At 69.9% G+C, this 22243-nt stretch carries 22 protein-coding genes and 1 riboswitch; of the genes, 8 read left to right on the top strand and 14 right to left on the bottom strand.

The window, feature by feature from the left end; translation table 11 throughout:
• Positions 1-7: 7 nt before the first annotated feature.
• Complete coding sequence (locus BLV39_RS08775) at positions 8-910, top strand: helix-turn-helix domain-containing protein (protein WP_090789154.1); 903 nt, start codon at positions 8-10, stop codon at positions 908-910.
• Here the strand turns inward: BLV39_RS08775 and BLV39_RS08770 are convergent.
• From BLV39_RS08770 to BLV39_RS08735, 8 genes are all read right to left on the bottom strand, one after another.
• Positions 881-3463, bottom strand: a complete 2583-nt coding sequence (locus BLV39_RS08770) for an NACHT domain-containing protein (protein WP_090789151.1) — start codon at positions 3461-3463, stop codon at positions 881-883. The two genes, BLV39_RS08775 and BLV39_RS08770, sit on opposite strands and share 30 nt — an antisense overlap.
• A 108-nt stretch (positions 3464-3571) precedes the next feature.
• Complete coding sequence (locus BLV39_RS08765) at positions 3572-4069, bottom strand: DUF6232 family protein (protein WP_090789150.1); 498 nt, start codon at positions 4067-4069, stop codon at positions 3572-3574.
• A gap of 332 nt (positions 4070-4401) precedes the next feature.
• Entirely contained in the window at positions 4402-5685 is a 1284-nt protein-coding gene (locus tag BLV39_RS08760) for an ABC transporter substrate-binding protein (protein ID WP_090789149.1), read from the bottom strand.
• Positions 5686-5694: 9 nt separating this feature from the next.
• Positions 5695-6816: a branched-chain amino acid ABC transporter permease gene (locus BLV39_RS08755; protein ID WP_090789147.1), complete on the bottom strand. Its 1122-nt coding sequence runs from the start codon at positions 6814-6816 to the stop codon at positions 5695-5697.
• On the bottom strand, positions 6813-7697 hold the full coding sequence (locus BLV39_RS08750) for a branched-chain amino acid ABC transporter permease (RefSeq protein WP_090789145.1): 885 nt from the start codon (positions 7695-7697) through the stop codon (positions 6813-6815). The genes BLV39_RS08755 and BLV39_RS08750 overlap by 4 nt, the downstream gene beginning before the upstream one ends.
• A complete protein-coding gene (locus tag BLV39_RS08745) occupies positions 7694-9559 on the bottom strand; it encodes an AMP-dependent synthetase/ligase (protein ID WP_090789143.1) in 1866 nt (621 codons plus the stop codon). Before BLV39_RS08745 ends, BLV39_RS08750 begins: the two co-directional genes overlap by 4 nt.
• Complete coding sequence (locus BLV39_RS08740) at positions 9556-10359, bottom strand: ABC transporter ATP-binding protein (protein WP_090789140.1); 804 nt, start codon at positions 10357-10359, stop codon at positions 9556-9558. Before BLV39_RS08740 ends, BLV39_RS08745 begins: the two co-directional genes overlap by 4 nt.
• Positions 10356-11108: an ABC transporter ATP-binding protein gene (locus BLV39_RS08735; protein WP_204082952.1), complete on the bottom strand. Its 753-nt coding sequence runs from the start codon at positions 11106-11108 to the stop codon at positions 10356-10358. The genes BLV39_RS08740 and BLV39_RS08735 overlap by 4 nt, the downstream gene beginning before the upstream one ends.
• A 364-nt stretch (positions 11109-11472) precedes the next feature.
• Positions 11473-11603: riboswitch (cyclic di-AMP (ydaO/yuaA leader) on the top strand.
• A gap of 7 nt (positions 11604-11610) precedes the next feature.
• Here BLV39_RS08735 and BLV39_RS08730 point away from each other — a divergent pair.
• Positions 11611-12567 (top strand): C40 family peptidase, encoded by a 957-nt coding sequence (locus tag BLV39_RS08730; protein WP_090789136.1) that lies wholly within the window; start codon positions 11611-11613, stop codon positions 12565-12567.
• A 60-nt stretch (positions 12568-12627) separates the two neighbouring features.
• Here the strand turns inward: BLV39_RS08730 and BLV39_RS08725 are convergent, their stop codons facing one another.
• The 5 genes from BLV39_RS08725 to BLV39_RS08705 form a co-directional block, all read right to left on the bottom strand.
• Positions 12628-13569, bottom strand: coding sequence for a DNA-3-methyladenine glycosylase family protein (locus BLV39_RS08725; protein WP_090789134.1), 942 nt, complete (start codon positions 13567-13569; stop codon positions 12628-12630).
• Between the two features lie 134 nt (positions 13570-13703).
• Positions 13704-14627, bottom strand: a complete 924-nt coding sequence (locus BLV39_RS08720; protein WP_373315419.1) for a sigma-70 family RNA polymerase sigma factor — start codon at positions 14625-14627, stop codon at positions 13704-13706.
• A gap of 430 nt (positions 14628-15057) precedes the next feature.
• Complete coding sequence (locus BLV39_RS08715) at positions 15058-15969, bottom strand: N-acetylmuramic acid 6-phosphate etherase (protein WP_239084002.1); 912 nt, start codon at positions 15967-15969, stop codon at positions 15058-15060.
• Complete coding sequence (locus BLV39_RS08710; protein WP_373315416.1) at positions 15966-16844, bottom strand: MurR/RpiR family transcriptional regulator; 879 nt, start codon at positions 16842-16844, stop codon at positions 15966-15968. The genes BLV39_RS08715 and BLV39_RS08710 overlap by 4 nt, the downstream gene beginning before the upstream one ends.
• An 80-nt stretch (positions 16845-16924) precedes the next feature.
• Positions 16925-17938 (bottom strand): NAD-dependent epimerase/dehydratase family protein, encoded by a 1014-nt coding sequence (locus BLV39_RS08705; RefSeq protein WP_090789128.1) that lies wholly within the window; start codon positions 17936-17938, stop codon positions 16925-16927.
• Positions 17939-18012: 74 nt separating this feature from the next.
• Here BLV39_RS08705 and BLV39_RS08700 point away from each other — a divergent pair, with 74 nt between their 5' ends.
• Positions 18013-18690 carry an SDR family NAD(P)-dependent oxidoreductase gene (locus tag BLV39_RS08700; RefSeq protein WP_090789126.1) on the top strand — a complete coding sequence of 226 codons (678 nt, stop codon included), beginning with the start codon at positions 18013-18015 and terminating at the stop codon, positions 18688-18690.
• Here BLV39_RS08700 and BLV39_RS08695 read toward each other — a convergent pair.
• On the bottom strand, positions 18620-19330 hold the full coding sequence (locus BLV39_RS08695; RefSeq protein ID WP_090789124.1) for a dTMP kinase: 711 nt from the start codon (positions 19328-19330) through the stop codon (positions 18620-18622). The genes BLV39_RS08700 and BLV39_RS08695 overlap by 71 nt on opposite strands.
• Positions 19331-19465: 135 nt before the next feature.
• Here BLV39_RS08695 and BLV39_RS08690 point away from each other — a divergent pair, with 135 nt between their 5' ends.
• From BLV39_RS08690 to BLV39_RS08675, 5 genes are all read left to right on the top strand, one after another.
• Positions 19466-20041, top strand: coding sequence for a nucleotidyltransferase family protein (locus tag BLV39_RS08690; protein ID WP_090789122.1), 576 nt, complete (start codon positions 19466-19468; stop codon positions 20039-20041).
• Positions 20041-20283: a hypothetical protein gene (locus tag BLV39_RS08685; protein WP_090789120.1), complete on the top strand. Its 243-nt coding sequence runs from the start codon at positions 20041-20043 to the stop codon at positions 20281-20283. The genes BLV39_RS08690 and BLV39_RS08685 overlap by 1 nt, the downstream gene beginning before the upstream one ends.
• The gene (locus BLV39_RS08680; protein WP_090789118.1) at positions 20280-21026 is read left to right on the top strand and encodes a metallophosphoesterase family protein; all 747 of its coding nucleotides are present in this window, start codon (positions 20280-20282) and stop codon (positions 21024-21026) included. Before BLV39_RS08685 ends, BLV39_RS08680 begins: the two co-directional genes overlap by 4 nt.
• Before the next feature lie 5 nt (positions 21027-21031).
• Entirely contained in the window at positions 21032-21175 is a 144-nt protein-coding gene (locus BLV39_RS42875; RefSeq protein WP_176984817.1) for a GPGG-motif small membrane protein, read from the top strand.
• Between the two features lie 204 nt (positions 21176-21379).
• Positions 21380-22198: an MHYT domain-containing protein gene (locus BLV39_RS08675; RefSeq protein ID WP_090789117.1), complete on the top strand. Its 819-nt coding sequence runs from the start codon at positions 21380-21382 to the stop codon at positions 22196-22198.
• The last annotated feature ends 45 nt before the right edge of the window (positions 22199-22243 follow it).

Here is a 22243-nt window from a genome sequence, read left to right as displayed (position 1 = left end):
TTGAAGGATGACGTCGGATTCGCCGACCAGTCCGGTCATCGCCGGCCGTCGTTTGCGCGCGCTGCTACGCGAGGCACGCGAGGTCAACGTGACGACTCAGGCCGAGGCCGTGCGTCAGCTCGGCTGGTCGATCTCGAAGCTGCAACGGATCGAGAATGGCACCGTGGCGGTCAGCTCTGCCGACGTCGCCACACTGGCCGCCCTCTACCGTGTCGGACCCGAGTTGGAGGCCGAACTGGCTGCTCTGTCCGCATCCGCGCGTCAACGCGGATGGTGGTGGGATCTCTTCCACAGGAGAGAGTTCAGCACCAATTTTCGCGTCTATGCCGGCCTCGAATGGGGGGCTGCCACCATCAGCTCCTATCAGACGACGCTGGTTCCCGGCATATTTCAGTCTCGCCGTTACATCGATGAGGTCCTCAACGGCCACTTGCCAACAGGCTCAGACGAGCAGCGCCTGGCGACGACCTCCATACGGCGAGCACGACAGCAGGAGCTCCTCGAACGTCCATCGCCACCCCAGATCTTCGTCCTCCTTGACGAGTCAATCGTCCGCCGTCCTGTCGGGGACTCGGAGACTATGTGCGAGCAGCTTCGTTGGCTCGTCGAGCTGACACGACGCCCCAACATCGAGATCAGAGTTCGGCCATTCGACGCCGGGATTCCGCATTACCTGACCTCTTTCACGCTCCTAGGTTTCGAGCAGGACCCCGGAGTCCTCTATGTCGAGAACGTCCACAGCGACACGCTCAGTGAAGTCGCCGACGAGGTCGCGCGGGCACGGACAGCATTCGAGCAGATGTGGACTGAGGCGTTGACGACCGCACAGACGCGGGCCCTACTCCGCCGGGCGGCCGACGGCTACGCGTCCGGCGTGGGCTCAGGCCTTGTCCAGCGCGCTCGACAATGATCGGCTCCGACCTCGTCGAGCGTCGCCGTTGTGCAACCTCAACTCCAAGGCGCCGGCGTTCGGCTCGACAGTCAACGTCTCGTCGAGCCGGTCCCACGACTCGGCCGGCACCACCGCCCACCACAGCCTCGCCAACCCACGCACGTGCGGCTCGGCCAACGGGAATCCCCCTGCCGCTGCGGCGAGCAACACCAGGTTGATCGTGTAGAGGGCGGCGCGGTCGACGACGTCGAAGACCGTGGGGCGATAGTCCGACGGCACGTAGCCAGAGCGGGCACCGGCGACCAAATACCGCGCTGACTCGACGATCTGCTGCTGAAAGGTCTCGTCGCGGGCCAGCAGTAACTGCCGGGCGAACTCCAGGGCCGGACGACGTTCGACGAGCGGCTGGTGTGACAGCAACGCCCGCAGCATGCTGTCGTCCGGCTTCGGATGCGCCGACGGGTCGCCGCGGTGGATCGCGTGCTGCCGCGCATACCCCTCGAGCAGGCGGATCGCCCGGTCCGCGAGCAGGAACTCGCCGAAGGTGGCATGCAGGAACTCGTAGCTCTGCCGGCCAGGGCCGCCACCCTCGTCGGCGTGCGAGACGTGCACGAAGAAGAAGTTGCCCATCGTCTGCCGGGCTCGGCCCAGCCGCGCGCCGAAGCCCCTCTGCCGGTGCGGCTCGCTCTGCCCGAGCAGCGCTTCAAGGTCACGGTCCAGGTCCCCCTCGGTCGCGTACTGCCGGCCGCGGTTGAACATGGCGTACGCGGCGATGCTGAGCGCCCAACGTTCGGTGGCCATCAGTGTCGGCACTTCCTCGGGCGCCGGCGGCCGCTCCGGCTTCTCGATGACCTGCCGGCGGATGAAACTCTCCAACAGGCGTTGGTAGAGCGCCGCAGTCGACAGGTCGCCCGCGTCCAGACGGTCGGCGTCCGGATCGGCGGCGTAGATCGCCAACATCGTCAGCAGCAGCGGCTGCCTGGCCAACGTTCCATGATGGAGGACCTCGTCGACCGTCAACGGCCGGAAGCCCTCCGAGGCCGCGTTGGCAGCGTTCCACGCCGACAGCCAGGAACCGAGCTGAGCGTCGTCGAAGTCCTCGAGCTTGACCAGCAGGCAGCCGGGCGGGATACGGGCGCGGTCGACGACCAGCGTCCGCGAGGTGACGACGACGGCGACGGGCCGGCCGAGGTCGTACTCGTGCTCCTGGAAGGCCTTGACCTCGCTCAGGTAGCTCGACTGTGCGGCACCCGTCGCCTGCATCAGCTCGTCGAACCCGTCGAGGAGGACCACCCGCACCGCGTCGTGACCCTCGTCGGCGATCCGTGCCCAGGAGACCTGCTCGTGGAGCAGGTCTTGGAGCGCCGTCTCGATCTGCGCGTGCACGGAGTCGTCGGCGTTGACGCGCCGAAGCTGCACCGGCACGACGGTGAACGACTCCGACGGCAGGCGGGCCGCGAGGACTGAGGTGAGCATGGACTTCCCCGCGCCCGGATGGCCGAGCACGACCAACGGCGCACGGACCGACTGCGGGTGCGCCAGAAAGGCGGCGAGGAACTCGTCGAGTCCGTCGTGCACCGGCTGGTCGGCCCACCAGGCTTCCTGCGAGGCGTTGGCACCAGGACCGGACAGGGCGGTGCGGAATCGCGGGGTGACGAAGCCCTGGGTCACGGTCGGCAGGGACAGGCCCGACGGCACGCTTCCGGTCCGCAGCAAAGGCTTGTGGAGTGCCGCGGCGTTCACGCGGGCCAGGCGCGATCGGTACAGGTCGACCTCCGGTCGCCCGCGGGTGTTCGCCGACGCGAGCAGGTCGTGCAGCTTGCCCATCGCCTCCGACTGGCCGGCGAGGATCTCCGCCATCGCCTCGTTGAGTGTGGTCAGCCGGTCGCGGGTCGCGGCGTGTTCGCCGATCGAGGCCCAGACGAAGAACTCCGGCACCTCGGCCGCCATTCGCGTGTACCGCTCCCGGTAGAGGCTGACGGCGAGGTCGCTGACCTCCGCGCGCAATGCCCCGGCGTCAACATCGAGCTCCCGCCACGCGCGCAGACCCTCGAAGAACGCCACCGCCTTGTTCGCCAAGGCCGTGAAGCGGGGCGCCAACTCCTCGTCCAGGTTCTCCTGGAAGCCCCGGGTAGGACCAGGCATCGGGATGTCGGCTGCCAACAGGGCCGCGGTCCACTCCTGCTGCTTCACCAGGTGTCCTGGCGCGGAGGCGAGCTGCAACTTCTCGTCCTCGGTGACCTCCAGCCGGGCGAAGCTCGGGCCGACGCGCTGCGCGATCGCGTCGAAGATCGCGGACAGCGCGACCGTCGTGTGCGCCGCTGCGATCAGCTCCAGCCGGTCGCGACCACCGGCGCTGCCGAGCCGCTCCGTGGCGCGCCCGAGACCGTCACGGAGCACGCCGGTCAACTCCTGCTTGGCATCGACCAGCGCCAGCACCGGCGGGAACACCACAGCACCGAGCAGCAGCCCGGCGTCGGCGAGCCGGTCGAGGACACGGAGGATGCGGTGCTGGCGGCCGTGGATGATCTGGAGTGCACCCGCGTAGGTAAGCGGTGAGGAGTCCCGCATGCACGCAGGGTACTCACAGCGGCCAAAAGAAAGGTCGCCGGCGAACCCTAGGGAGTTCGCCGGCGACCCGCGCCCGCCCGCCGTGCGAGCGCTCTATTCGGGAAAGTCTTACCAGGGGTAGACGTTGACCAGTGGCGGCGAGGCCATGCCGCCCATGCGGTAGACCTCCTGGGCTCGGAGCAGGGCCCGGGTCACCTGGCCGTATTCGCGCTCTTCGTCGGAGCTGAACAGCAGCACCGTCATGCCTCGGTAGTCGCCCCAGAGCTCGTAGGCCCGCGGCCGCATCCGGTGGCCGAAGGAGACGAGGGCGATCGGCACGAACGCCGCCGCGCCCAGCAGGAGGAACGCCGTCGGGCTCAGGGTCGCGCCGCTGAAGCTCATCGCGATGCCGACGCTGCCCAGGACCGCGCCGGTGACCAGCACCGACCGCATGGTGAGGCGGTCGTGCGGGCCCCGCGCGGTGCGCAGGTTGGACAGGTCGCGCACCGGGAACCGCCGGCCGGCCACCACAAACGCCTCGCTCGTGACGAGGATGCCGGGCTGCCGGTAGAGCGGTGTCGGCGATGGGCTGGCCGAGGTGATGGGTTGCGGGCGGGTTGCGTTCACGGGGTGCCTCCAGCAGCTCCGTGTTGCGGGCTGTGCTGTGACGTGCCGTTCCCGATCGGCCCTCCGGAGAAGCGAAGGCAGGTCGCGTTGATCCGCGGGGAGCCCGCCCTGTGAGCGGCGGAAAAGCTCTGCTGCCATTGTGCGAAACGCAAGCTAGTTGAGGGAAGTGCCGCAATCGGCCACCTGGCACTTCGGGATGCGGCGGGCGGCGGTGTAGCCGGGTGTTTGCCCAGGTTGGAGGGGCTATGCCCCCTCACTCCCGTGGGTGGGACCCGAAAATTGCGACAAAGCGGCCGCCGCGCCCGGGGGACACGGCGGCCGCCGAGTCGATCTCAGAGCTGTTCGAAGCAGGGCTTGTCGAGAGTGAACGCCTTCGCGGTCGGGCCCTCGAAGAGCGGGCGGACCGGGGAGACGCCGGTCGGCGCCGCCGCGTCCACCTTGGAGATCTGGGTCTGGCGGAACGTGCCCTGCGCACCACCGGCGTAGTTGCCGGCGCCCGTCGGCAGCATGCCCTCGTAGTCCACCGAGCTGAGCTGCTTGACGGCGGCCAGCATGCCGGCCCGGGTCAGGTCACCGTTGGAGTTCGCCTTCTCCAGTGCGGCCTTCATCGGGTACGACCAGATCCAGCCGGACGTGTAGCCATCGGAGGGCGTCTTGCCCGGCAACGCGTCGCGCATCGCCTTGTGGCCGGGCGTATCGGTGCCCCACGAGCCCCACGGTCCGCTCTGCTCGTAGAGCGCGGTCAGCGCCGGCCCGGCCGGGCTCTGCAACAGGGCCGGATTCCAGGTCGGGCTCGTACCGATGAACCGCCCCTTGAAGCCCCGGGCCGCCGCACCACCGACGACCGCGGCCGCGTCGGCCGGGCCCATCGTCAGGATCACGACGTCCGGCTGTTGCGACAGCAGCGCCCCGATCGCGCCGGCCTGCTTGTCGGTGCCGGTGTCGGTCTTCACGTCGCTGAACGTGAAGCCGAGCTTCTCCGACGCCAGCTTCGCGCCGGCCGCCGCGTCGTCGCCGTAGTCACCGGCGAGGTGCACGGCCATGACCTTCTTCGGCTTGTACGTCTCGGCCGCGTAGTCGAGCGCGTTCATCGACTCGATGCAGTAGTTGGCACCGGACTCGATGATCACGTCTTCGAACGCGTACGCCGAGGTCCACGCCGCCGGCGAACCGACCACGTTGTTGGACTTCATGTCGGGCAGGATGGCCGCGGTGGTCGGCGAGCCGAGGGTCTGCGCCAGCGCCAGGATGTTGGGCTTGATCTCCTGGTACACCTGGTTGGTCACCTGCGGGTTGTATTTGTTGTCGCGGATGTATTTGGTGACGTCGACCTCGTAGTCGCCGATGCCGCCGTTGTTGTTGACGCGCTTCCAGAACGCCTTCTGCGCGTCGGTGATCGGGACCGCCAGCGCCCGGAACGGGCCCTCGGTCAGATCCGACAGGATGCCGAGGTAGATGCAGCCCTTTTCTTTGTTGACGGCCTCGGGGCAGGGCTCGGACGTCACACCGACGTCGACCTTGACGCCGGACTCCCCGGTTTCCGCATCGCTGCCCCTGCAGCCGCCGAGGGCGACCGCGAGGAGGACGACGACGGCACCGGATGCCAGTCGCTTCATGCGCACCTCTTAGTAGGAGAAGGGCCAGGACTTCCAGTAGTTGCGCGCACGGACCCACAGGCCGAAGAGCCCGCGCGGTTCGAAAATCAGGAACACGATGATCAAGACGCCGTAGAGGATCGACTCGACCTGGAGCACGTTGGGAACCTCGTTGGCGTCCGTGCTGATGAACGGGAGGAACGCCTGCAGCTCGCGGATGATCCGGGGCAGCAGGGTGATGAAGAACGCCCCCGCGATCGCACCGGAGATGGTGCCGGCACCGCCGATCAGCACCATCGCGATGTACTGGACCGACAGCAGCAGGCTGAACGACGTCGGCTCGATGTAGCCCGTCACCGTGAACAGCAGCGCACCCGCACAGCCGGCGTAGAAGGACGAGACCGCGAACGCGATCGTCTTGTAGCGGGCCAGGTTGACGCCGATCACGCCGGCCGCGATGTCGCGGTCCCGGATCGCCGTGAACGCCCGGCCGACCCGGGACCGGGCCAGGTTGCGGGCCGCCAGTGCGAACACCAGCAGCAGCGCGGCCATCAGCCAGAACAGCTTCTGGTCACGGGTGACCGAAGCCGTGGTGGTGAAGAGCGAGTAGCCGAAGATCTCCAGCGTCGGCGCGGGCCGTCCCACGCCGACGCCACCGGTCACGCTGGACCACTCGTTGAAGATGTGCTGGCCGATGAAGACCAGGCCGAGCGTGACGATCGCCAGGTAGAGGCCCCGCAGCCGGGTGGCCAGCGGTGCCACGATGACGCCGAACAGCCCGGCGACCAGGCCGGCGGCGGGCAGCCAGACGAGGATGTTGGTGACGCCGAGCCCGACGGTGCGGCCGTCCGGGTCGCCGCTGATCACCGACGCGGTGTACGCGCCGATGCCGAGGAAGAACGCGTGCCCGAGGGAGACCTGGCCCGCGTACCCGGTGACCAGGCCCAGCCCGATCGCGCCGATCGCGGCGATGCAACAGGTCGCCAACAGTTGCAGCTCGGCGTCGGCGAGCATGAACGGCAGGATCGCGGTCACCGCGAGCAGCAGGCCGAACGCCACCTTGCGGGTGGTCGTGGGGAACAGGCTCATCTCGCTGGGGTACGAGGTGAACAGCAGCGGCCGTCCGCGCGGAGCCTTGGTGGCGACGGTCATACCCGCTCTACCTCCCGCGTGCCGAACAGCCCGTAGGGGCGGACGAGCAGGACCAGCAGCATCAGCACGTACGGCGTGATCACCGAGACGTTGCCGCCGAGCCAGGGCATGTCGTTCTGGTACGTGGCGACCAGCTCCTGTGCCACGCCGACCCCCAGCCCGCCGAGCACCGCGCCGGGCAGCGAGTCGAGTCCACCGAGGATGATCACCGGAAGGGCGACCAGCGCGGTGAGCCAGAGGTTGCCGTCGAAGCTGACGCCGGCCGTCGCGAACGTGCCGCCGACCGCGGCCAGCGCGCCGGCCAGCGCCCAGCTCAGGGCGAACACCGCGCCGACCGAGACGCCTTGGGCCAGCGCCGCTTCCTGGTCGTCGGCGGCCGCCCGCATGGCGAGGCCCATCCGGGTGAACCGGAAGAACGCGAACAGTGCGGCGACGAGCAGCGCCGTGGCCAGGAAGGCGGCGACGTGGCGCTGCTGCACCTGGAGCGCACCGATCCGCCAGCTGTCCAGGCCCCAGGGGTCGTGCACGTTGCGCACGTCGAGGCCGATGAAGATGTTGACCACGACGCGGATGGCGACGTCGACGCCGAGCGTGATGATCGCGACGACGAACGCCGGGCGGCCGACCATCGGGCGCACCGCGCCGCGCTCGATGCCCAGCGCCAGCACGGCGGTCAGCAGCGCGGCCAGCGGCAGCGCGACCCAGAAGCCGAGCGGGCCGGCCAGGTGGCTGACCAGCACGACGCCGGCGAGCATCAGCGCGGGCTGGGCGAAGCTGATCACCCGGGTCGCCTTGTAGATGATGACGAAACCGAGCGCCAGCAACGCGTACACGCTGCCCACGCCCAGGCCCCGGACTATCCCTTCAAGCAGAGCGATCATGCCGAGACCCGGGCGGTGTAGATGTCGTCGACCAGGTCGCCGAACAGGTCGGCCACCGCGGAGCGGCGGACCTTCTGGGTCGCGGTCAGCTCGCCGTCCTCGTGGTCGAGCTCCTTGGGCAGCATGCGGAACTCGCGCACCTGCTCGACCGGCGCGTGCCGGCGGTTGACGTCGTCGACCACGGACTGCACCAGCGCGCGCACCTCGTCCTTGTCGGACAGGTCGCGATAGGTGGTGTAGCCGATCCCGCGGCGCTGCGCCCACTCGCCGACGGTGTCCCACTCGATGCCGATCAGCGCGGCGAGGAACGGCCGGCGGTCGCCGACCAGGATCGCCTCTTTGACGTACGGCGAAGCCTTGAGCGCGTTCTCGATCTCGCTGGGCGCGATGTTCTTGCCGCCCGACGTGATCATGATGTCCTTGGCGCGGTCCGTGATGCGCAGATGGTCGGGGCCGTCCCACTCCCCCACGTCGCCGGTGCGCAGCCAGCCGTCCCCGGACTTCGCCCGCGCGGTGGCCGCCGGGTCGTTGAAGTAGCCGACGAACACGCCGGCGTGCCGAAGCTCGATCTCGCCGGTGGTCGGGTCCAGGCGCAGTTCCACGTCGTCCTCGGGCTCGCCGACCGTGCCGAGACGGACCCGCCTGGGCCGGTTGCCGGTCGCGATCGCCGAGCTCTCGGTCATGCCGTAGACCTCGTACATCGGCACGCCGATGCCCATGAAGAAGCGCAGCACGTCGGGTGCGATCGGGGCCGCGCCGGACGCCGCGAACCGGACCCGGCCGATGCCGACCCGTTCGCGCAGGGCGCGATAGAAGAAGAGCCAGCCGACCGCGTACGCCAGCCGGGTCCCCGTGGTGTGCACCCCGCCGGTGCGCACGAGCGTCGCGCCGATCCGGTCGGCCACCCGCAGCCAGAGCCGGGCGTTGAGCCGCTTGACGGGCGACGCGTTGGCCAGCTTGATCTGGACCGTCGCGAGCATCTTCTCCCAGATGCGGGGCACCCCGAACAGGATCGTCGGCTGCACCTCGCGCAGGTTGGCCTGCACGGTGGCGATCGACTCGGCGAAGTTGACCTGGATGCCGGCACCGGCGTTGAACCAGATCGTGAAGATCCGCTCCGCGACGTGGCACAGCGGCAGATAGGAGACCGACAGGTCCCCCGGCCCCGGCGGCGAGCCGGCGAATCCCCGGCCCCGGCTGATCGTGCGGACCGCGAAGTCCACATTGGCCACGGAGAGCATCGCGCCTTTCGGCGGCCCGGTGGTGCCCGACGTGTAGATCAGTGTGGCGATGTCGTCGGGGGTCGCGGCGGCCATCAGGTCGGCGACGGCGTCCGCGTGCGCGGCCCGGTGCTCGCGACCGAGCGCCAGCAGGTCGTCCCAGGCGAGCAGCGCCGGGTGGTCGTAGCGGTGCCGGATGCCGCGGGGCTCCAGGTAGATCACCCGTTCCAGGTCGGGGCAGGTGCCGATCACCTCGAGCGCCTTGTCGACCTGCTCCTGGTCTTCGGCGACCAGCACCTTGGCGCCGGAGTGGGACAGCAGGTAGCCGACCTCGGACGCGGGGTTGGTCGGGTAGAGGCCGACCGTCATCGCCCGCACCGCGACCGTGGCCACGTCGGTGAACAGCCACTCGGGCCGGTTGTCGGCGTGCACCGCGACCCGGTCGCCGGGCTCGACGCCGAGGGCGAGCAGGCCGTGCGCCACGGTCAGGGCTTGGTCCCAGTAGTCGGACCACGAGTACTGCCGCCAGATGCCGTGGTGTTTCTCGCGCATCGCGACGCCGTGCGGCGTGGCCGCGGCCCGGTCGCGGATCCGGGACGCGATCGTGGTCACCGTGTCGGTGCGGGCCGGCGCCAGAGTCATGCCCGTTCCACCTCCCCCAGGTAGGCGCGGATCACGTCGGGGTCGTGCTGGATCTCGGCGGGGACACCGGTGGCCACCGGGCGGCCGAAGTCGACCACCATCACCCGGTCGGCGAGGTCCATCACCAGCCCCATGTCGTGCTCGACCAGCACGATCGGGATGTCCAGCTCGTCGCGGATGTCGAGGATGTAGCGGGCCATGTCCTCGGTCTCCTCGACGTTCATGCCGCCGACCGGCTCGTCGAGCAGGAGCAGCTTGGGCTCCATGGCCAGCGCCCGGCCCAGCTCGACGCGCTTCTGCACGCCGTAGGGCAGCAGCCCGACAGGCAGCCGGCGCCACTGTTCGAGCTCGAGGAAGTCGATGATGTCCTCGACCTTGGCGCGGGCGGCGACCTCGGCCCGGCGGGCGCGACCCAGCCAGGCCAGGGCGGCCAGCGTCCCGTACCCGATGTGGTGGTGGCGGCCCAGCATCAGGTTGTCGAGGACGGTGAGGTTCGCGAACAGCTCGACGTTCTGGAAGGTGCGCGCCATGCCGCGGGCGGCGATCTGGTGCGGCCGGCGGCCGATCAGGTCGGCGCCGTCGAAGACCACCCGCCCGTGCTGCGGGCGGTAGACGCCGGAGAGCACGTTGAAGATCGAGGTCTTGCCCGCGCCGTTGGGGCCGATGATGGCGAACAGCTCCCGCTCGCCGACGGTGAAGCTGATCCCGTCGATCGCCTTGACCCCGGCGAAGCTCAACCGCACGTCGTCGAAGACCAGGATCTCGCCACTGAGCTGGCCGCGCTCGCTGCGCTCGCTCATGACAACCACCGCTTGCGCCGCTTGTAGTGCTTGACGTCGCGGAACGAGCGACGCGCGGCTCCGGTGTCGGCGGCGCCGAGGCCGAGGTAGAACTCGCGTACGTCGTCGTCGGCGAGCAGCCGGTCGGCCGGTTTGTCGAGGACCACCTTGCCGGTCTCCAGCACGTAGCCGTGGCTGGCGATGCTCAGGGCCATCGCCGCGTTCTGCTCGACCAGCAGCACGGCCGTGCCCAGCCTGTTGATCTCGATGATGATCTCGCGGACCTGGTCGACCAGGCGGGGTGCGAGCCCGAGGCTCGGCTCGTCGAGCAACAGGTAACGCGGTTTGGCCATCAGCGCCCGCCCCATCGCGAGCATCTGCTGCTCACCCCCGGACAGGTAGCCGGCCGTCTTGCGGCGCCGATCCTTGAGCACCGGGAACAGCCCGTAGACGTGGTCGAGCCGGTCGCCGACCGCGCCCGCGTTGGTGTGGCCGCCGACGCGGAGGTTGTCCTCCACGCTGAGCTCGGCGAAGATCCGGCGCCCTTCCATCACCTGGCTGATGCCCCGCCGCACGATGGCGGCCGGCCGCAGGCCATGGACAGGTTGGTCGTCGAGGGTGACCGAGCCCTTCGTCACCGCGCCGTCGTGCACGTCGAGCAGCCCGGTCAGCGCGCGCAGCAGGGTCGTCTTGCCCGCGCCGTTGGCGCCGAGCAGGGCGACGACGGCGCCGCTGGGCAGATCGAGCGAGACGCCGCGCAGCACAAGCATCACGTCGTCGTAGACGACCTCGAGATTTCTGACTCGCAGCACCGCGGAGCCCCAGTTATGTGGTCAGGTGTGTCGTGGGTCACAAGGTGGAAACATTTAACTACGTGATCACCCCCCGTCGCTAGGGCCGCCTTGCGGATTTTGCACTGCCACTGAAATTTCTTTGCTGGTCACCTGTGAGGTGTCCCGCTTTCGGCGCGGACCATTCAGCCGAATAGGCGCAGTTCGCCCCCGCTGCACTTGTGCTGGTGGGGCGCGGGGTTACGGTGGGTCGGCCGGTGTGGTCCACAGCCATCCCCCCGGGTGGCCCCGCGCCGGTGCCGCCGAATCGCCGGCCCGCGCCGCGCCCGTCCCCCGGGCGCCACGACGACCCGGGCCATCACGGCGAATCGGGGACCCACCGAGCACTGGGGTGAATCCGCGCGGTACGCGCGGTAGGGCGTCCTTCCCGTCCGAATCCGACAGCTAACCCGGTAGGCGGCCGCGGGAGAAGGGTCTGCCTTTGTCGTCAGCACGGATGTCGCTGCGTGCGCTCGTGCTGGTCGCGATGGCGGTCGTCGTCGCCGTGCCTGCGGGCGCTGCGTCGGCCGAACCGTCGGCCAGCGAGCTCACCACCAAAATCAACAAGTCGTCTGCCGAGCTTGAGAAGGTCGTCGAGGCCTACAACAAGCTCAACGAGGAGACCAAGGCGACGAAGACCCAGGCGGGCAAGGTGGCCTACCGCCTCGCCCCGCTGCAGAAGAAACTGGACGAGGCCCAGGCCGATGTCGGTGACATCGCCGTAGCGGCCTATCAGTCGGGCCGCTTGGGCACCGCGACCGCGCTGCTGGGCGACAGTGACGGGCTGTTGTCACGGATGTCGGCGCTGGACTCGTTGGCCCGGGAACGCCAGACCTCGATCGACGCGTTCCAGGACACCCGCGAGCAGCTCACCGCCGACCAGCAACGGCTGGCCGCGGTGCGGGCCCAGCAGGACGCGCAGGCCAAGGAGTTGCAGGCCCGCAAGAAGAAGATCGAAGCGGACATCGACAAGCTGTCAGCCCTGCGCAAGCAGGCCTACGGTTCGGCGACGTCCGGCGGGTCCTCCTATTCCGGGAAGATTCCGTCGGTGTCCGGCAAGGCCGGTGTCGCGGTCCGGTACGCGTACAACGCGATCGGCACTCCGTATGTCTGGGCGGCCGAAGGGCCGAACGGCTACGACTGTTCCGGTTTGACGCTGGCCGCGTGGAAGGCGGCGGGCAAGTCGCTGCCACACAACGCGGCGATGCAGTGGGACGCGGTCGCCCACATCTCCCGAAGTCAGCTCTCCGCCGGGGACCTGGTCTTCTATTCAGGGCTGGGTCACGTGGCGCTCTACGTCGGTGGTGGTCAGGTCATCCACGCGCCCACGTTCGGCGAGTCGGTGAAGCTGGCGTCCGTCGACATGATGTCGCCCTATGGCTATGGCCGGGTGCGCTGAGCCGATCCTGAAGCCCACGTGTTCCGGCAGGTCACGCACCTGCCGGAACACGTCGGCTCGTTAGACGGGTGTCGGGACCGGCGCCTGCGTCCAGGTCAGCGCCGTGCGGGTCACGTAGGACCACCAGCCGATGTGCGGGCCGTAGCGGGCCCGTAGGTCGGCCGGACTCGGTGCCGGAGTGCCGTAGAGCTGCTCGGCGGCCAGGCGGAACTGGCGCATCTCCAGCGGGACCTCGTCGGCCCGGCCCAGACCGCGCAGGAGCAGCGCCTCGGCCGTGAAGGTGCCCACGCCGGGCAGGGCCAGCAGAGCTTGGCGGACGTCGCAGTAGGGCGCTGCCCGCAGCCATCGCTCGCCGAGCTGGGCCACGCCGGCGGCCACCTCACGGACGCGGGTGGCCCGTTGCGGGTTGCCCGTGTAGGCGAGCAGACGCTCGTCCGGGAGAGCGGCGACCACCTCCAACGCCGGGAACGCGCGGTAGACCACGTCGTCGACGACCAGCGACGGGCCGAGGTCGGCCGCCATGCGTCGGCGACGGGCACCGGCGAACCACTGGGTGCTGCGCTGGGTCAGGGTGAAGTAGACCGTCGCCTCGGCCAGCGAAGGAAAGCGGACCTGGTGCAGGCCGCGCGCCACCCGCAGCAGCGGTGCCATCGCCGGGTCGGCATCAGCCACGGCGTGGAAGCCACGCAGGTCGTCACGAAGACCGAGCCACTCGGAGACGGTGCGCTCGACGGCGGTGGCCTCGCCGAAGGTCAGCGCCGACTCGGCGAAGACGGCTAGTCGCACACCGCCGGACTCGGCCTCGCCGACCTCGGCCACCAAGGCCGCCCCCGCGGCGGCCTTGGTGAAGTCGGGATGGGCGAACGCCCGGCGCACGACGCCGCCTGCGACCCGGTGCTCGCCCGCCATCGGCGCGAATCCTTCGAGCGCACGAACGCTCAGCGCGAACTCGTATGGTTGGGCGGCCTCCAGGACCGCCCGATGAACCACGGTAGGTGTCATGGGACCAAACTCCCGCATGGGTACGACACTTTCCAGCCGGGCCGACGCAGCACACACGAACAGTGACCGACCCCACGGGACACCAAAACGGCCGGTGTCCCCGAGGGGAACACCGGCCGTCCGTTCGCGCAGTCTTACGCCGCCTGCAGACCCTCGGCCCGGGCCAGCTCGCGGAGCCGGCCGAGCGCCTGGATCTCGAGCTGGCGGATCCGCTCGCGGGAGAGCGAGAACCGCGACGCCACCTCGGTCAGCGAGTGCTCGCGACCGTCCTCGAGGCCGTACCGCGCCCGCATGATGCCGGCCGACCGGTCGTCGAGGTGGTTGAGCAGGCTCTCGATGCGCTGCCGCTCGAGCGTCGAGAGCACCACGTCTTCCGGGGAAGGGGCGTCCTGGTCGGCGACCAGGTCGCCGAGGTTGGTGTCACCGTCGTCGCCGACCGGCGTGTCCAGCGAGACCGTGTCCTGCGACCAGCGGACCAGCTCGTGCACCCGCTCGACCGGCACGCCGAGGGCGTTCGCGATCTGCTCCGGCTCCGGGTCGGAACCGAGCTCGCGGGTGAGCTGGCGGGCCACGTTGCGCATCCGGTTGACGTCTTCGACGAGGTGCACCGGCAGTCGCACGGTGCGCTCCTGCTGGGCAATGGCCCGGCTGATCGCCTGGCGGATCCACCACGTGGCGTACGTGGAGAACTTGAAGCCGCGCTCGTAGTCGAACTTCTCGACGGCGCGCACCAGACCGGTGTTGCCTTCCTGAATCAGGTCGAGCATCGGCATGCCGGACCGCACGTAGCGCCGTGCGATCGAGACGACGAGCCGCAGGTTGGCGCGGATGAAGAGGTCCTTGGCCCGGTCACCGTCGACGACCACGGCCTTGAGCTCGTCCTGCTCGACCCCATCGGGAATCGTGTTCTCGTCGAGGAGATGTTGCGCGTAGAGGCCGCCCTCGATCGCTTTGGAGAGCTCGACCTCCCTGGCCGCGTCGAGCAACGGCGTCCGGGAGATCTCGTGCAGGTAGACGCCAACCAGATCGCGCTCTTCAGCGACCTGGTCCGTGCGCATCACGATGTTGTTCTCCACGTTGCCCACTGTCCCCTCGGTAACCCCAACGTTCTCGTGCTTCACACCGACCTGCCCCTCCCCGGTAACCCGCGAGGTGCCCCATCGGTGCTGACACCTACACAACAGTTGAGACGCTCCGGGGATTCCGTCTTGCGAGTCGAAACTGTCACGAATGCCTGAGTGGTTCCTGAGAGTGAGTGTCATATTCACTCGGCTAGCTCTCAGGGTCTGAAGATCGGGTCGCGGGTCTGCCGCCGTTGGCTCATCCGCGCGCCCTATTTATCACACCATTTCCGGCTGTTCTTCCGCAGCGACGTAGGCCACTGCTCCGATGGGATTCGCATCACTGCGTAGTGATACGCACCACAGAGCGCCACGGTTCACTGCAGAAACGCCGTCTCCGGCCCGGAACGCGTTAGTTGACGGCTGCTCAGGAGAGCAGTGTCAGTGCTTCTCGTACCTGTTGGTCAGAACGCACGAGGGCCGCGCGGGCTTCCCCGGCCGGTGCGCCTGAGACGAGAGACACCAATGCGATCTTCAGATCGCCGTCGGCGGCGGTCAGCGCGCGCGTGCAGTCGGCCTCCGGACAGCCGGTGGCCTCCATCAGGATCGAGATCATCCGACCGCGCAGCTTCGCGTTGGTCGCCGACAGGTCGATCATGAGGTTCGAGTAGACCCGGCCGAGCCGCACCATCACGGTCGTCGAGAACGCGTGCAACACCAGTTTCTGCGCGCTGGCCGCCTTCATCCGGGTCGAGCCGGTGACCACCTCGGGACCGGTGTCGAGGCCGATGAACAGGTCGACCTCGGCGCGGGCGGCGGCGTGCGGGTCGGCCGCGACCAACGCGGTGCGCGCACCGAGAGCGCGGGCCGCACGCAGGGCACCGAGCACATAGGGCGTACGCCCGGAGGCGGCGAGGCCGATCACCAGGTCCGCCGGTCGCACGCAGGTGCGCGCCTCGTCGGTGCCGGCGACGCTGTCGTCCTCGGCGTCCTCGATCGCGCCGAACATGGCGTCCCGGCCGCCGGCCAGGTGCGGGCAGAACCAGCCGACCGGCGACCCGAAGGTCGGCGGGAGCTCGGCGGCGTCGACCACACCGACCCGGCCCGAAGTGCCGGCTCCGAAGTAGTGCACCCGGCGGCCCGCCCGCAGCGCCTCGACCGCCAGGTCGACGGCGACGACGACAGCGTCGAGCACGTCGGCCACCGCGCCGGGCACGGTCCGGTCGGCGTCGTTGATCAGTTGCAGCACGTCCCGCGTCGGCAGCAGGTCGAGGTCGTACGAGGCCGGGTTGCGGCGCTCGGTCGGCGCCGCGACGCGGACCACCTCGGGACCACTCACCCGCGCCGCCGCGTGACCCGGCGGGACCGCACCGCCTCCGCGGTGACCTCCAACGCCTTTCTGGCCTTGGCCCGGTTGCGTGCGGCGACCCCGACGAAGAGGCAGTCGACGACGGTGAGCTGGGCCAACCGGCTGGCGGTGGCGCCGGAACGGTACGTGGTCTCGCGGGCGGCCGTGGTCAGCATGTGGTCGGCGACGTCGGCGATCGGCGACCTCGGGAAGTTGGTCAGCGCGACCGTGGTCGCACCCCGGGACCGGGCCACCTCGAGCACGTCGAGCACGTCGCCGGTGGTGCCCGTGTGCGAGATGCCGATCGCGACGTCGCCCCGACTGAGCAGCGCGGCCGAGGTCAGCGCCGAGTGCACGTCGGGCCAGTAGTAGGCGGTGCGGCCGATCCGGTGCAGCTTCTGCTGGAAGTCGGAGGCGACGAAACCGCTCGCGCCGGCGCCGTAGATCTCGATGCGGCTGGCCGCGTTGAGCGCCTCGACGACCGCCTCGCAGACCTCGGGGTCGAGTTGCTGTGCGGTCTCCTCGACGGCACGGGCGTCGTTGAACGCGATCGTGGCGATGATCTGGGCGAAGTCGGCGCCGGGCGGGATGTCGCCGCCGACCACTCGGGCGTCGACCGGCTCGACCCGCCGCGCGGCCTCGGCGGCGAGCCGGATCCGCAACTGGGGGTAGCCTTCGAGGCCGACGGACCGGCAGAACCGGATGACCGTCGCCTCGGAGGTCTCGGCCGCCGTCGCCAGGTCGGTGATGGTCCGCCGGGACGCGTCGGCCGGATCGGCCACCACCAACCGGGCCACCCGCTGCTCGGCCGGAGACAGCGCCGGGAGCAGACCGCTGATCGCAACGATCAGGCCCGCCTCGGGCATCGCAGAAACCTTCGCTGTCTTCGCCACGCATGAAACTTACTTTCACGCGCCGAGCGGCGTCAACTACCCACGGCGCGCGGTCAGGCCGACCGTGTGTGCCACTCCCGCAGGACGAACGCCTCGTCTCGCTCGGCCAACCCGCCAGCCTTGACGTCCTGCGGCGTGGACTCCATCCAGTGGGCGGTACGCAGGGCGGTGTCGGCAATCGGACGCGCCGGCAGACCGGCCTCCACCGAGCGGGTCACGTCCCTGGTCATGAACCCGGCGTATTCGGGCAACGGCAGCCAGAGCGGCAGCGCCCGCTCCCCCGACCAGGGCCGCACGTCCTGCTCGACCAGGAACTCCTGATCGACCCAGGTGAGCGTCGTGCCGGGCGGAGCGAGCGCGTCCCGCAGCTCTGTAAGGAACCGCGAACGCGGCATCGCGGGGCCCATGCCGTCGAACGCTCCGACGAGCCCGGTCCGGCCGGCCAGCAGGACCCAGTCGGCGAGGTCGTCGACGTCGACGAACGACACCGAGTCGTTCGGCGAGCCCGGCGCCAGCACCTCGCCACCACGCCGCATCCGCGCCACCCAGTAGGGGAACCGGTCGCTGCGGTCCTCAGGCCCGACGATCAGCCCTGCCCGAAGGATGAACACCCGGTCGGCACCGATCCCGTCGCGGATCGCGTTCTCGCAGCTCACCTTGCACGGCCCGTACATCTCCATCTGGCCGTCGCGCGGGTTGTCGACCTCCGGCGGCGCGGGGTCGTGCAGCTTGGCGGTGTCCGCGCGCTGGCCCGGGGTTGCGTCGTCGGGATAGACGTTGCAGGTCGAGACGAACGAGTAGTGGCCCACCCGGCCCGCCAGCGCCGCCGCCGCGTGCCGGGCGTGGCTGGGCCGCAGCGTCACGTCGAACACCGCGTCGAACGTCTCACCATCCACTGCGGACAGTCCGTCGGGCCGGTCACGGTCGCCGGTGACGAACCGCACGCCGTCGACCGCGCCGCCGGACTCGCCGCGGGCCAGGCAGGTCACGTCGTGGCCGGCCGCGTGCGCGGTCCGGGCCACGGCCCGGCCGAGGAAGGCGGTTCCACCGAGTACGAGTAGTCGCATCGCCCGATCATCCGCAAGGCGTGGCGTGCTTGCACAGAGGCTTTCACTGACAGCGGAACGGTTACGGTGAGGCAATGACAGGTCGAACCGTGCTGGTGTCCGGTGCGCACGGCGGGCTCGGCGGCGCCGTCGTCGACGAGTTCGTCAATGCCGGCTGGCGGGTGGTCGCCCCGGTCCGCCGGCCCACGGCGAGCCGCCCGGGGGTGCTCGAGGTCGCGACGGATCTCACCGACCCGGCCGCCGTGTCCGCGGCGGTCGAGGCGGCCGCGGCCGACCCCGACGCGCCGTTGCGCGCGGTGGTCAACCTGGTCGGCGGCTACGGCGGCGGCACGCTTGTCCACGAGACGTCCGTCGAAGAGGTCGAGCGCCTGCTGGCGATCAACGTGCGCCCGACCTTCCTGCTGACCTCCGCCGCCCTGCCGCACCTGCTCCGCGAGGGCGGGGCGGTCGTCTGCATGTCGGCCCGGGCGGCGCTCGCGCCGTTCGCCACCGGCAGCGCGTACGCCCTGTCGAAGGCGGCCGTGCTCGCGTTCGCCAACGGGGTCGCGGCCGACTACAAGCAGCGCGGCGTGCGCTGCAACACCGTGCTGCCGAGCGTCATCGACACCCCGCAGAACCGCCGCGAACAGCCCGACGCCGACTTCAGCAAATGGGTGCCGCCGGCCGAGATCGCCGGGGTGATCAAGTTCCTGGCGAGTGATGAGTCGGCGCCGACGAGCGGGGCCGCGGTTCCGGTGTACGGGCGGGCGTAGCGCCGTCCAGATCAGGCGGCAGGTGCACCGGTGGCAGCCACGGCCGCAGCACGGCCAGCACCGCACTGGTCACCTCGTCCGGTGCGCCGCCGGCGTCGACGACGATGAACCCGGGCGACTCGGGCAGCGACCGGTACGCCGCGTCGGCCGTCGTCAGGTACTCCAGGCTCTCGTGGTCGGTGCCGCGGGCCTCGATCCTGCGGTACGCGTCACGCGGGTCGATGGCCAGCAGCACGGTGACGTCCGGCGGGCGGAGCCGCTCGTAGAACAACCGGGCCAGCCGCTCGCCCCGGCCACCGGCGTGCGCGCGGATGCTCACGTACTGGCAGACGGCGTGTCGGTCCATCACCGCGATGTCCGTCCTGACCGCCGTGCGGACCTGGGTGCGGGCGATGGAGAGCCAGCGCAGCACGGACTCGACCAGCAGCATCCCGACGCGGCCGACCAGGCTGGGGCCGTCGGGCCGGCCGAACCGGCGCGCGAAATGGCCGAACCAGGCCCGGCCCCCGGCGTTCTGCCGGTAGAGCGCCGGCACACCGGCGTCGGCGAGCACGACAGCCACCCGGTTCGCCTGGGTGGTCTTGCCGGACCCGTCAATACCTACCAGCGCGACCGTGCGCAGCCGCCTGTCTCCCGCCATGCCGGACAACGGTAGCGGTCGAGGGCCCGCCGGGCGTACTAACGGGATGAACTGGATGAAATCACCCTCGTTAAAGGTGTGAGGCCCCGGACCCACGGGTACGGGGATGTTTCCTGACACGACGGGAGAGCCGATATGGCATCGCAAGGGGACGATTCACTGCTGCTGACCCTCAAGCGGGTCGCCGCCGTCCTCAAGCAGTCGGAGATACCGTTCGCGCTGGCCGGGAGCTTCGCCGTGTACGCGCACGGCGGTCACTCCAGCGACCACGACGTCGACTTCCTGATCAAGGAAGAGGACACCGAGCGAGCGCTTGCCGCGCTGGTGGAGGCCGGCTTCAACGCGGAGCGGCCACCGGAGGACTGGCTGGTCAAGGTCTACGACGAGGACGGTCATCTGGTCGACCTGATCCACCGGCCGATCGAGAGCCCGGTGACCGACGAGACGTTCGGCGACACGGTGACCCGCACCGTCGACGCGATCCAGATGCCGGTGCTCTCGGCGACCGGGCTGATGGTGCACAAACTGCTCAGCTTCTCCCAGCACTACTGCGACTTCGCCCGCGGCCTGCCGCTGGCCCGCTCCCTGCGCGAGCAGATCGACTGGGACCGGGTCCGGAAGGAGACCGCGCAGTCCCCCTACGCGGAGGCGTTCCTCGTGCTGCTCGACCGGCTCGACGTCGTGCCCTACCCCGGTTACCGGAGGGACTGATGAACGACTACACGGAGGCCGAGGTGCAGCGCGCCATGGCCGAGGACCTCGACATCGCCGAGCAGGGCATCACCGTGGTCCGCTCCGACGTCGGGCTCGTGCTCCGCGGCGAGGTGGAGAGCCCGCACCGCCGGGACGAGATCGTGCGCATGGTGCACGGACGGTTCCCGGGCATCGAGATCGCGGCCGACATCGGGGTGACCCGGGCGGCCGCGCCGACCGAGGCGGAGGAACTCGCGTGATCAGGATCGCTGCCGTCGGAGACGTGCACATCGACCGCGACGTCCTGGGCCGGTTCCGGCCGGCGCTGGAGGAACTGCCGGACCGCGCCGACGTGCTGCTGCTCGCCGGCGACCTCACCCGGCACGGCACGGAGGAGGAGGCCAAGTGCGTGGCCACCGAGTTCGGCGGGTTGGGCGTACCCGTGATCGCCGTGCTCGGCAACCACGACCACCACTGCGACGAGGTGCCGGGCGTGCTCGCCGCGCTGACCGACGCCGGCATCACGGTGCTCGAAGGTGACAGCACCGTGCTCGACATCGACGGGACGCGGCTCGGCGTGGCCGGGGTCAAGGGCTTCGGCGGCGGCTTCGCCGGCCGGTGCGCGAGCGAGTTCGGCGAGCCGGAGATGAAGGCGTTCGTGCGCACCACGGGTACGGTCGCCGAACAGCTCGGCGCGGCGCTGCGCGACCTGGACTGCGACGTCCGGGTGGCCCTGACGCACTACGCGCCAGTGCCCGACACGCTGGCCGGGGAACCGCTGGAGATCTACCCGTTCCTCGGTTCCTACCTGCTCGGCCAGGCGATCGACTCGGCGCCGACCGACCTGGCGGTGCACGGCCACGCGCACCACGGCACCGAGCGCGGACGCACGCCCGGCGGGGTCCGGGTGCGCAACGTGGCCCACCCCGTCATCAAACAGGCGTACAGCGTGTTCAACCTCGCTCGCGAGCACGTTTCCCCGTCGGCGGCGTCGGGTATTTGATCTGCATGGACACACTCCTTTGGATCCTCGCAGTGATCCTCGTCGTCGCCGGCATCTTCGCGCTGTTCCGGCGGCAGCTCCTGTGGGGCATCGTGCTGATCATCGTCGGCCTGTTGGTCGGCCCCGGCGGCGTCAGCATCTTCAATTGACGCCGGACCACCCAGGCCGGTGAATACCGGCCGACCCACCCCCATCCCTTCGACCCGCCCGGGGTCGTCATCGCGGTCCACCCACCGGTGGGCCGAGATGGCGACCCCGGTCGCGTTCGCCTGTTCCGGCAGGTGTTCGGCGCCGCGTGATTAGCCGGACACTCTGTGCGTTAGTTTTCTGAGGGCCCGTGCGGGGATTGCCAGGTGGCCGAGATTCATCACTTCGCACATGGCGCCTTCAACCCGGTGGCAGCGTTCCTGCTGTCCTTCATCGGTTGCCTGCTCGGGCTGGTCTGCACCGCGCGGGCACGGGCGACCCGCCAGCGGGCCCGTCGAACCCGCTGGCTCGTGCTCGCCTCCATCGCGATCGGCGGCGCCGGCATCTGGCTGATGCACTTCATGGCGATGCTCGGGTTCGCCGTCCCCGCGAGCCCGCTGCGCTTCGATCCCTACCTCACGATGTCGAGCCTCGCGCTCTCGGTGATCACCGTGGGCGGCGGGCTGTTCATCGTCGGCTTCGGCCGGCGCCGCTTCCTGCGGGTGATCGGCGGCGGCCTGCTGACCGGCCTGGGCGTGGTCGCCATGCACTACACGGGCATGTTGGCGATGCGCGTCTACGGCGACATCACCTACAACCCGCGGCTGGTCCTCGCCTCCATCGGCGTCGCCGTGGTGGCCGCGACGGTCGCCCTCTGGTTCACCGTCACGGTCGGAAGCTGGAGCCGGATCGCCATCGCCTCGACCGTGATGGCGCTGGCGGTGTGCGGCATGCACTACACGGGCATGGCCGCGATCCAGGTCCGGCTGCACGAGTCGGGCATACACCACGTTCAGGGCGTCAGCCCGATGGAACTGCTCGTGCCCATCGTCCTGATCACGTCGGCGGCGCTGATCGGCATGGCCTTCAGCGGCCTCAAGGCGATGACCGAGGAGGAGTTCGCCGCGCCACCGCCCAACACCGGCGGCCGGCACGGAGAGACACCCTTCACCGTCGCCCTGCGTCCCGGCAGCGAGACCTTCTAACCCCTTCTATTGACCGCACGGCCAAATGCCCGCCTGGAGCGTTTC

The sequence above is a fragment of the Asanoa ishikariensis genome (assembly GCF_900107455.1).
Lineage (GTDB): Bacteria > Actinomycetota > Actinomycetes > Mycobacteriales > Micromonosporaceae > Asanoa > Asanoa ishikariensis.
The sequence above is the reverse complement of the archived record's forward strand: the minus strand, read 5'-3'. Positions and strand labels throughout refer to the sequence as shown.